The following is a 10,189-nucleotide window of genomic DNA, read 5'->3' as shown; positions in this document are numbered from 1 at the left end:
GCACTGTTCGAGCAGATATTGGCGCAGTGTTTCTGCAGAAAAACCTATGCAACGGATACAGGTAAAATAACCAGAATTACACGGCAAAAACTCAACACGCAGCGGTACCGCAGCCCCACACTCCGTTGTGCTCCAGGTAAGATCACGTACCACGCGCTGCACCTCTCGGTAGCGTGCACACATCAACTGAAAAAATTGGTGTCTCTCACGTGCCGTGGCTGAACCCAACCCAGCAGGCTCATCCTCTTCAGCCAACAGACGCAGCGCAAGCGTCTGCGTAAGCGTGGCAGTACATGAAAGTGATGCACGGATCATCCCCATGACTTTTTTTTCAAAAGCCTGGTACTGGGAAACACCAAGAGCGAGTCCTGCACAGCTTAGAAAACCCACGCGTAATCCCCATGCGTACTCTTCCTTCGTTAACCCATCTATCTTTAACGCGCAGATATTCTTGTGCGCTTGCGCAAAGCGCGCAAAAAAAGAGCCACGCATCAAAGACGCCTCATACTCGAACCCGCTATACGCATCGTCACAAATCACCAGTACCGCACACCCTGCGTCAGCATAAGCATACACCACCTCGTATAATTGCTGTGCCTCCTCTTCCGTGGGGGTATAACCTGACGGATTATGGGGGAAATTCAAAATTAACCTTATCACCCCATCCGAAGCCTGTGCGTCCAGCGCTTCCTTGCACGCGCTCAAATCAAAGCGCCCCGCTCGAAAAAGAGAAAAGGGAACCGGCGTTGCCGCACAACGCACTGCTAGCATGAGATCATAATTTTCCCAGCGCGGTGCCGGCACCAAAACCGTCTGTCCTGCACCCACAAATAAGTCCATAGCACAGGACAACGCTGCCGTAAGTCCCGGCAACACGATAGGAAGCGACATCTTTGGAAAAACTGCCGCACAAGAATGCTCTCCCTGCTCTGCTGCACTCTGCATTGCTGCAACGTCCGGTTCATCCGGACACAACACAGGATCACGCGCACACAAACGCCGCGCCCAGCGCTCGCGGAGCGCAGGAATACCTGCAGTCGGCGCGTAGGAAACTATTTCAGAAGAAGAAAGATCAGGAACAAGCGCATGCAACGTATCACGAAGCACCGGCACCCCATGACGCAGAACCATGCCAACCGCCCCATTCATATCAGGCGCACGCATCCGCGCCTCTGCATTCTGTGCAACAATCCCGTGGGGAAAATACGCGCGCAAACCAAGAGGAGATAACAGCGCGTGCACCACCGTTCCTTCAAGAGCAGCGTTTAACGCACGCGCGCCTTCAGAGAGGTCCATGTCTCACAGTGTAGACACGCCCCCTGACCCTGTCAATTTATGCACCCCAGTGAATCGACAGCCCGACTTCAGAGCACACAAGCCCGCGCAGCCACACGGATGAGCTCGCCTGCGGCAAATGGTTACACAAACACCGTCACTTCACCGCAGCATATATCCCTGCACCAATAGCGGCTACACCGCACACAACTGCAACCCCGATAAGAACATTATTCGTGATCTCTAAACGCCTCAACCGCATGTTCAATGCGTTCACACGCTGCCTCAATATCTCCAATTCGCTTCTCAATGTCTCTATCAACTCTTTCGATTCGCTCAATGCGTGCTCCGATTCCTCCAAGGCCTTGGCGGCCTTCTCCAATTTCACGTCGAGCGTCTGTAAGGCCTTTTTGAGCGCGGCCGATTCGGCGTGCCGTTCCCTCAACTGCTGCTTGAGCATGTTTGATTCGAGCCGGATCGATGCCACCTCCCCCATAATTTCCTTTAAAAGCCCACCAGTAGCCGCCTGCGAATCCGCATATGCCACAAAAGAGCGCAACAACACCATACCCCACAATAGTGCGCCCACACCCCGCTTCCACATTCGGTCTCCTCACGACGATGCGTTCACCTTCCATTCATGAATAAATCCAAGCATGTATTGCTGGATATCCTCAAACCACTTCTTTTGGAGTGCGCACGCACGCACCCCTACATAACGGAAATGCCACGGCTCCCATACATACCCCGTCACCTGCTCGTAACCAGGGGGAAAAGACAGCGACCATCCAAAACGATGGGCGTTGCGCTGCGTCCACCTCCCTGCATCACTCCGTGCAAACGCCGGCGTGATAGAACCGAAATCCACTACCGTCCCCAACTGGTGCTGACTTGTTCCTTCTCGCGCGGAAAAACGCATAGCCTCCTGCATGCCATGCTCCTGCGCATACCAGGAGAACAACTTTTTCTGATACGCAAAAGAGCGATAGGCAGAACCAACGGACAGTGCCACCCCGTCACGCGCAGCCGCCTGAATCAGCTGATGTAACGCTTCGTACGCAATCTTAGTTAAAAGGAGCGACCTCCCCTTTGAAAAAAAGAGCCACTGCTCACGCACCGGCACCAGATGCTTCGGCACGAACGTTTCTGGCAGGGGATGTTTCTTGTCAACCAAACGCAACAGATACCCCTCCGTGGTAAGTACCGCGTCGAGCTCTTGCAAAAACTCCCTCCCCTGTGCACACAAACGCGTAGCAAGGCGCGCAGGAAGCGCCGCGCGCTTCGCAGCAGCACGCACACGATGCAGATCCACCCGATCCACGCCCTGCGGCGAGACCGCATTTCCCAGAGCAACTAACACGTACCCTGCATACGCACACGCAGTTCCAACGCGCCACTTAGTCCAACTCATCTAATGATTTAATTACCGTGAACATTTCAGAGAAGCCGGTCAGCTCTATCGCTCTGCGTACGCTCTCAGAAGGATTAAGAATGCACAGACGACGCTGGTACTTCAGTCCCTCATCGTATGCAGAGATAAGCACCCCCAATCCCGAAGAAGACATAGCCGTCACGCCGGAGAGATCCAAAACAACGTGATTCTCTTTGAGCGCCCCATGCACACGCGACTCAAACTCCCCGTAAGTATAGGAGCTGACCGCTCCAGTCACCGTTAATAAAACGCACCCAGGCCGAACGTCTTTGGCGATATTTATATTATCCATACGGCGCTCCCGAACTTTTCCTCATTTCCTACCGAGGCCCAAGGCACTTTATTGCCAGAACAGTTACATCATCCTGCATATCTCGCGCCATAAACTCACACAGCCGAGCATAAATAGTACGGGTAATTTGAGAAACCGGAAGACCATGACTTTCCTGTAGAATCCTATCCACACGCTCGTTACCAAAGCGCTCCCGCTGCAAATTTTGTACTTCTACCATTCCATCAGTGGAAAATACCACCACGTCCCCCTGACCGAGTTGAACTTTCCTCACCCGCAAAAAGGGCATAACATCTTTAACAAAACCCAGCACGCGCCCCTCGCCTTGTATCTCCACCACGTTCTTGTATGAAGCGACGTACATCGACATGAGCGGTATGCCACAGTTCGCATAGTAGAGCGTATGGGTTGCCAGGTCAAGAATACAGAATACACCCGCAAAAAAAGTCCCACACGGCAAATTGTCTTTGATAAACCGGTTTATCTTCTCAATAAAGGTTGTAAATACTGCCGTTTCTTCCAGGCACAGTCCCCGCAGAAAGGTACTCAGTACAGACTTCAAAATCACCATTGACATACTCGCTGCCAGACCTTTCCCCGATACATCCCCGATAACTAGCAGGTATCTTTTCTCGGACAGTTTAATGAAATCAACAAAATCGCCCCCAAGTTGGTGCGCAGAATACGCAATTGAATCCACCTCAACGGAGGCATCCTGAATAAAATCCCTTTTCCGTTGTATTGACTCAATAATCTGATGGGACATTTTAAGTTCTTTGTCCACCGTGATAACCACGTCTTGCTTTGCAATATTCTGTAAGTAATAGGAAACCAATACAAAGTGTGAATACAACTTTTCTAAAACATGCTGATCATGATTGCTATATTCTACGCCGTTGTTTTTCATACCAAAACATAGACATCCAATAAGTTTTTGAGCTTCCCGAATCAAGACAATCATCTGGGCGTGCGTTATATCAAAAAAATGCAGGATATCTGTCCGAATTGCCTGACGTGCATGGTCAATAACTGGATCCGATTTTCTGATCATAAGAACATCTTGATTGAAAAAATACTGTAACGACTGATGTTCCATCTCATGCGTTGCCATCTCTTCAAAATCAGAATACACCGTCTTGAATACGCCTGCCTCGTCAGCAAGTAAAAATGTCAATCCTCTACACGCGATGCGCATACGCAATGTGTCCATAAACGTACGGAGTACCTGCGCAGGTTTTGCCGTGTAATCTAATGCTTGAAGCTCTGCGGCTAACTTCTGTCCAGAATCAGCAATTTCCCCAAAAAACACGCTACATGCATCAAAGGCATAATCACGTAGAGCAAACAGCGCATATACGATAAAAAAACCAAATACAAACTGCATATCAAGCGTAGAAAAACGGTGCACCCAAAATACCGATATGTAACCTGCTGTACATGAAAACCCCACCGTGCATAACACAAAACGCGATAGCGCAAACACCACTTCTTTAAAGGAAACAATTCCAGTAGACGCAAATGCCCACTGAGAAAATAAAACTATAAATACACCTCCTAAGGGAAAAAACACAAACACCCAGGGAAAAACCGCAAACAAGAACAAGATAATAACCCACGTGATAAAACCCAAAGCCACTGCCCCCGCGAGAAACAGGAGTTGTTGCCGATATGCAATACTTTTCATCATGAATGCTTTTTTCACCAAAGTTGCGAACGTAACACAGGGAATGATTAGAAAAAAAAGCGCCGCGTATAACACAATACCCGAAACAGAAGAAAACAAATAATTTTGGTAAAATTTAAAACTCACCAGAACGTTCCATTTAAACGGACCCATGCCAAATATGATTATGAGAATTCCAAACAAATGAATCGTCGTATTACATAAGAAAAATCTCTTATTTTTTTTAAAATAGGGTAGTTGATACGCCATGTCAGAAAACAGATATGAAGCGTGGGTAAAAAATATCAGTGCAATTTTAAATAAAAATGCCTGGATATTCATTTTACCGTACAGGACAGCGGTGAGCGACAAAGACAAGAAAAAAGAGGCTACACCTGATACCAAGGCTATATTTGCCAGCAGTGCATACGCGCGCCTTGTGTAAAACTTTAAACAGAATACGTCGAAAACAAAAACCGCGACAAAGAGGTAAGAAAAAAATAGCAACCCCATTACCTACCTCTTCACCTGCACAGTCACAATGGTCATGTCGTCATGGGTAGTGCGATCCGCACTGAAATTCAATGCTAGAGCTGCAATACTTTGAGCCATCTGCGCAGGGTGTTCACCCACATGGCGCTCTAATATGTGAAGATACTCATCGGCGTCGCGCAGCTCTACTCCTTGGGCATTGACTACTTCAACTACCCCGTCTGATACCATGACCATTACATCCCCAGGACACAACGTACGCTCATGAATCTGTATAGGGGGCAGATCCACAATGCCAATAACTGGACAATTCGAATGAAGATGATACACTTCGTGCGCCTCTCCCGCCTGGGTAAAGACAAGGGGACTTTCCATCGATGCGTTAATGTAGCGAATATTCATACCCGCTGTGTCAATTAATCCCAAGAATAAGGTCGTGTACTTATCGTGGAGATGCATACGCTTTACTGCCCGGTCCACCGCATACAAAATCTCAGGAAGATTCTTTTTGTCTTCCACGATGCGAATCGTACTGAGCACAACACCCATAACTAACGACGCGGCCAAACCTTTGCCAGAAACATCTCCAATTACAAATAAAAACAGGTGTTCATCAATTGAAATAACGTCGTAATAATCCCCAGATACATTAACCAGTGGCTGATAGAATGCCCCGACGCATATTTCCTTGGTATGTGGGAGCGCCTTAGGCAAAAGTGCGCGCTGTACACGCGCCATCATTGCCCATTCCTGGGATACATGGGAGTACAACAACAAAGTGCTCATGTTCCTCTTTCGATTTAAATACTCTTCAAACTCTTTGAACAAGAGCGATATAACTTCGCGCTCAACAGCACGGATAAAACGACATACTATAAAAAGACGCAGCTCTCCACTGGAAAGACATACCCCACGAGCCCGACGTCGGTCAGACATAAGACACAGATCATCATCAAAAAAATATATACCGTCTGACCAGTGCCACGTGTAGTCCATAGAAAACTTATGAAGCACAAGATCATACGTGCGTGTGTCTGAAACAAATCGTGCAGCACTGTTGTAAATAACACGATTACTTATCGTATCCATTAAGAGCACTGCGCAATCGGCGCGATATTCAAGCACCTCCTGGAAGGCAGCAACAAGTTGTTCATTACGGTAGCAAAAGCGCAGCAGTGTAATAAAATGTTCAAAAAGACGCGTTTCAGTTTGTCGATAGACAACAAGACGGATGCGCCCGTGCGCATAGCGTTGGATTTCTGTAAGCGCAAGCGCAAAAATCATGAAAACGAAACCTACCAGCAAGGCTCGATCACGCGAAGAAAGCTCAGGCAAATGCTCATACCGAGAAATCAACAGCGCCATATCGCGCGCAGAAACGAAACGACCGAGAAACGAATACCGCGGACTGAGAAAGCGCAAAAATATTGAAAAAAAAAGCGCCAGGAGTGCGAATGAACCTGCCTTTACAATTGCGAGCCTTCTGCGAATCACCTACCGTTCCCTTTGTATGGCTGCTTCAAAAACACGTTGTCTTTTAAACTGTGGGAAGAAAACTCAGATAGCACACGCACCCATCACGATGAAGCCAACTCATCCTGCGACACACGAGAAAGAAACACCACGCACGCGAGAATAATCCTTTTACCCCACGCGCCCCTTTCTGTAGCCTACTTGAGACTTGAAAGTTCAAGCAACGGCGGATGGGCGTTTTCCCCTTCCTCTTGAGAAATCTCCGCTAAGAGCGCACGCGACCGTGCAGAAAGCGTAGTTGGAATACGCACCAATACCTTTACGTACAAATCCCCCGCCCCGCGCGCCAGTGGGACCCCCATACCCTTAACACGCAAAAGCGCACCTCCCTGCGTGCCGGCCGGAACCCGCACCTGCTGCGCAGATCCATCTAATGCCCGCACCGTCACCTGCGCGCCCAAAATCGCTTGGGTTACCGATATCGAAGTTGCACAGTACAGGTCAGCACCTTCACGTTCGAAATACTCATGCGCACGAACAAACACAAACACGTACAGGTCCCCGTAGGCACCGCCTGCGCGACCGGCGTTTCCCTGACGGGGAATAGTAATGCGCCGCCCTTCTTCTACACCTGCCGGAATACTGACGATAATTTTTTGCTTTTTACGCTCAATGCCACTACCCGCACACCGTGCACAGGGACTTTCGATAATCGTCCCCTCACCACCACAGCGCGCACAACTTTGCGCAATAGAGAAAAAACCTGTACTACGCCGAATCTGCCCCGTACCCTTGCAATCTGGACACATCTTACGCCCACCGCTGGCCGAGCCGGCACCCTTGCAGGTAATACACGTTTCGTCGCGCACATAGTGCAGCTCACTCTTTTTCCCGTACACTGCTTCTTCAAAAGAGATTTGCAAATCATAACGCAAGTTTGCCCCACGCCCGGAGCCACCCGAGCCGTCGTTCCCTGAACCGCCGCGGCGAGACGAAGTCCCAAAAATATTTTCAAAGATATCAGAAAAGCCACCCCCAAAAATATCTTCGAACCCCTGAAAGGCCGAAGAGTTAAAGCCATGCGCACCGTGCATATCCTTCAGGCCATCAAAGCCATACCGATCGTACGCGGCACGCTTCTGTGCATCAATGAGCACCTCATAGGCTTCGGTAGCCTCCTTGAAGCGTTCCTCCGCCTCTTTATTTCCCTGATTACGGTCAGGATGAAACTGAATAGCCAGCCGCCGGTACGCCTTTTTGATTTCTTCTCCACTCGCGGTCTTTGAGATACCGAGAACCTCGTAATAATCCTTCTTTGCCACGATCACCCCGTCTAGAGAATCTTTGTCTACATTTGCGCGCACACACAGAAAAACAGGGTGTGCACGCGAAACCGGCACAAAAGCAGGACGCCTGAAGCACCGCCTACGCAGGCTACATCCAAACACCCACTAGACAGCCGAAAGACCCGGGCGATCAGGCGAACACCCGGATCACAAAAGGCCTGGGGGAAGTCAGATCACACAGCTCCTACACGCAGGCTATTCCCTCCCCGCAACACCAGATGCCTACTTTGAATCTTCGTCCTTCACTACCTCGTAATCAACGTCACCACCTTCTGCCTCATTGCCAGAGGGTGCATCACTCTTCTTACCTGCAGCGGCACCCGCTGCTGCTTGACGTTTATACATTTCCTCCGCAATTTTGTAGGAAGCTTGCTGCAAGATCTCAGTCTTCGCTTTGATCGATGCGACGTCGTCGCCTGAGAGCACCGTCTTCAACTCTGCGATCGCCTCGTCTATGCGCGCGCGGTCCGCAGCGTTCACCCCGTCTCCCGCCTCCTTGAGCGTCTTTTCCGTCTGATAGATTAGGGAGTCAGCCACGTTACGTGCTTCGATTTTCTCCCGCTCACGCTTATCACTTTCTGCATTCGCTTCGGCTTCCTTTACCATGCGGTCGATTTCACTTTCGCTCAGACCACTCGAACTTTCAATGCGGATGTGCTGCTCTTTTCCCGTCCCTAGGTCTTTGGCAGAAACGTGCACGATACCATTCGCATCAATGTCAAACGTCACTTCAATTTGCGGCACTCCCCGCGGAGCAGGGGGAATTCCTACTAGATCAAAATTACCGAGCGTCCGGTTTTGGTTCGCCATGCCACGCTCCCCCTGCAGCACGTGAATGGAAACTGCCGTCTGCCCATCAGCTGCGGTGGAAAACACCTGACTCTTGCGCGTGGGGATGGTGGTATTACGACTGATAAGCGGAGTGAACACCCCGCCCATTGTTTCAATTCCTAGAGAAAGAGGCGTAACGTCTAAGAGAAGTACATCCTTCACGTCCCCCCCGAGGATACCTCCTTGAATTGCAGCGCCAATTGCGACAGCCTCGTCAGGATTGACTCCCTTCGATCCTTCTTTCCCAAAGACATCTTTGATCACGTGCGCTACTTTGGGCATGCGCGTGGAACCACCAACTAAGAGAATCTCATCGATCCTGTCCGCACTAATTCCGGCGTCTTTGAGCGCCTTGCGGCAAGGCTCTTTGGTCCGCTCAAAAAGATCATCAGTCATCTTCTCAAACTCAGATCGAGAGAGAGTCCTCTGGAGATGCTTTGGCCCATTGGCATCTGCAGTAATGAAGGGCAAATTAATCTCGGTACTCGCAGAGGAAGAAAGCGCTATCTTTGCTTTCTCCGCCGCTTCTCTCAGCCGCTGCAACGCCATGCGGTCGTTGCCCAAGTCGATACCCGTGTCACTCTTGAAGCCCTGCTCCAGCCATTGCACGATACGTGCATCAAAGTCATCGCCCCCCAGGTGAGTGTCCCCATTCGTTGACTTGACTTCAAAAACACCGTCACCGAGTTCCAAGATGGATATGTCAAAGGTACCCCCCCCAAGATCATACACAGCAATAATCTTCTCTCTCTTAGAGTCTTTGTTAAAACCAAAGGCAAGCGACGCAGCAGTCGGCTCATTAATAATACGCTTCACATCGAGCCCTGCTATCTTCCCCGCATCCTTGGTTGCCTGACGCTGTGCATCGTTAAAGTAAGCCGGAACGGTAATGACTGCCTCTGTGACTGCCTCGCCCAAATAATCCTCAGCTGTCTTCTTCATTTTTTGCAAAATGAACGCGGAGATCTCCTGCGTAGAGTAAAGCTTACCCTCCACCTCAACGCGCACGTCGTCTCCCTGTGGAACAATTTTGTAGGGCACCTTTTTTGCTTCACCGGTCAGTTCATTGAAACGACTGCCGATAAAGCGCTTTATCGAATAGATAGTATGTTCCGGATTAGTAACCATTTGGTTTTTTGCTGGCTGACCGACGACGCGTCCACCATCAGAGGTGAAACCGATAATGGAGGGCGTAGTCCTTCCCCCTTCGGCATTTTGAATGACAACGGGCTCCCCCCCCTCCATGATCGCAACACATGAATTTGTCGTTCCCAAGTCAATGCCAATAATCTTCCCCATAACCCTCAACTCCTCTGTATAGGATACCCGCCCTGCCTGCAGGGCGCGCAGTATAGCCGTTACCTAGCACCGGTGCTCCAGAACTC

Annotated in this window: 8 protein-coding genes (1 of these 8 only partly in view); all 8 read right to left on the bottom strand. The window is 49.8% G+C overall.

Annotated features, from left to right (window positions below; translation table 11 throughout):
* Window positions 1-1,296, bottom strand: partial view of an aminotransferase class I/II-fold pyridoxal phosphate-dependent enzyme gene (locus TPANIC_RS01110; protein WP_014342329.1) — the 5' portion only. 144 nt of this gene lie to the left of the window's left edge; only the first 1,296 of its 1,440 coding nucleotides appear in the window; it begins with the start codon at window positions 1,294-1,296; its stop codon lies off the left edge, out of view.
* 136 nt (window positions 1,297-1,432) lie between these two features.
* On the bottom strand, window positions 1,433-1,864 hold the full coding sequence (locus TPANIC_RS01105) for a hypothetical protein (protein WP_237249927.1): 432 nt from the start codon (window positions 1,862-1,864) through the stop codon (window positions 1,433-1,435).
* 24 nt (window positions 1,865-1,888) lie between these two features.
* Window positions 1,889-2,686, bottom strand: coding sequence for a M15 family metallopeptidase (locus TPANIC_RS01100; protein WP_014342782.1), 798 nt, complete (start codon window positions 2,684-2,686; stop codon window positions 1,889-1,891).
* Entirely contained in the window at window positions 2,673-2,999 is a 327-nt protein-coding gene (locus tag TPANIC_RS01095) for an STAS domain-containing protein (RefSeq protein ID WP_010881668.1), read from the bottom strand. The genes TPANIC_RS01100 and TPANIC_RS01095 overlap by 14 nt, the downstream gene beginning before the upstream one ends.
* Window positions 3,000-3,027: 28 nt before the next feature.
* Window positions 3,028-5,175, bottom strand: coding sequence for a PP2C family protein-serine/threonine phosphatase (locus tag TPANIC_RS01090; RefSeq protein ID WP_010881667.1), 2,148 nt, complete (start codon window positions 5,173-5,175; stop codon window positions 3,028-3,030).
* Between the two features lie 3 nt (window positions 5,176-5,178).
* Window positions 5,179-6,648 (bottom strand): PP2C family protein-serine/threonine phosphatase, encoded by a 1,470-nt coding sequence (locus tag TPANIC_RS01085; RefSeq protein ID WP_010881666.1) that lies wholly within the window; start codon window positions 6,646-6,648, stop codon window positions 5,179-5,181.
* 176 nt (window positions 6,649-6,824) lie between these two features.
* Window positions 6,825-7,949, bottom strand: coding sequence for a molecular chaperone DnaJ (dnaJ, locus tag TPANIC_RS01080; protein WP_014342326.1), 1,125 nt, complete (start codon window positions 7,947-7,949; stop codon window positions 6,825-6,827).
* Window positions 7,950-8,195: 246 nt separating this feature from the next.
* A complete protein-coding gene (gene dnaK / locus TPANIC_RS01075) occupies window positions 8,196-10,103 on the bottom strand; it encodes a molecular chaperone DnaK (protein WP_010881664.1) in 1,908 nt (635 codons plus the stop codon).
* Window positions 10,104-10,189 lie beyond the last annotated feature (86 nt).

The sequence above is a fragment of the Treponema pallidum subsp. pallidum str. Nichols genome (genome assembly GCF_000410535.2).
GTDB classification, from domain to species: Bacteria; Spirochaetota; Spirochaetia; order Treponematales; family Treponemataceae; genus Treponema; species Treponema pallidum.
The sequence above is the reverse complement of the archived record's forward strand: the minus strand, read 5'-3'. Positions and strand labels throughout refer to the sequence as shown.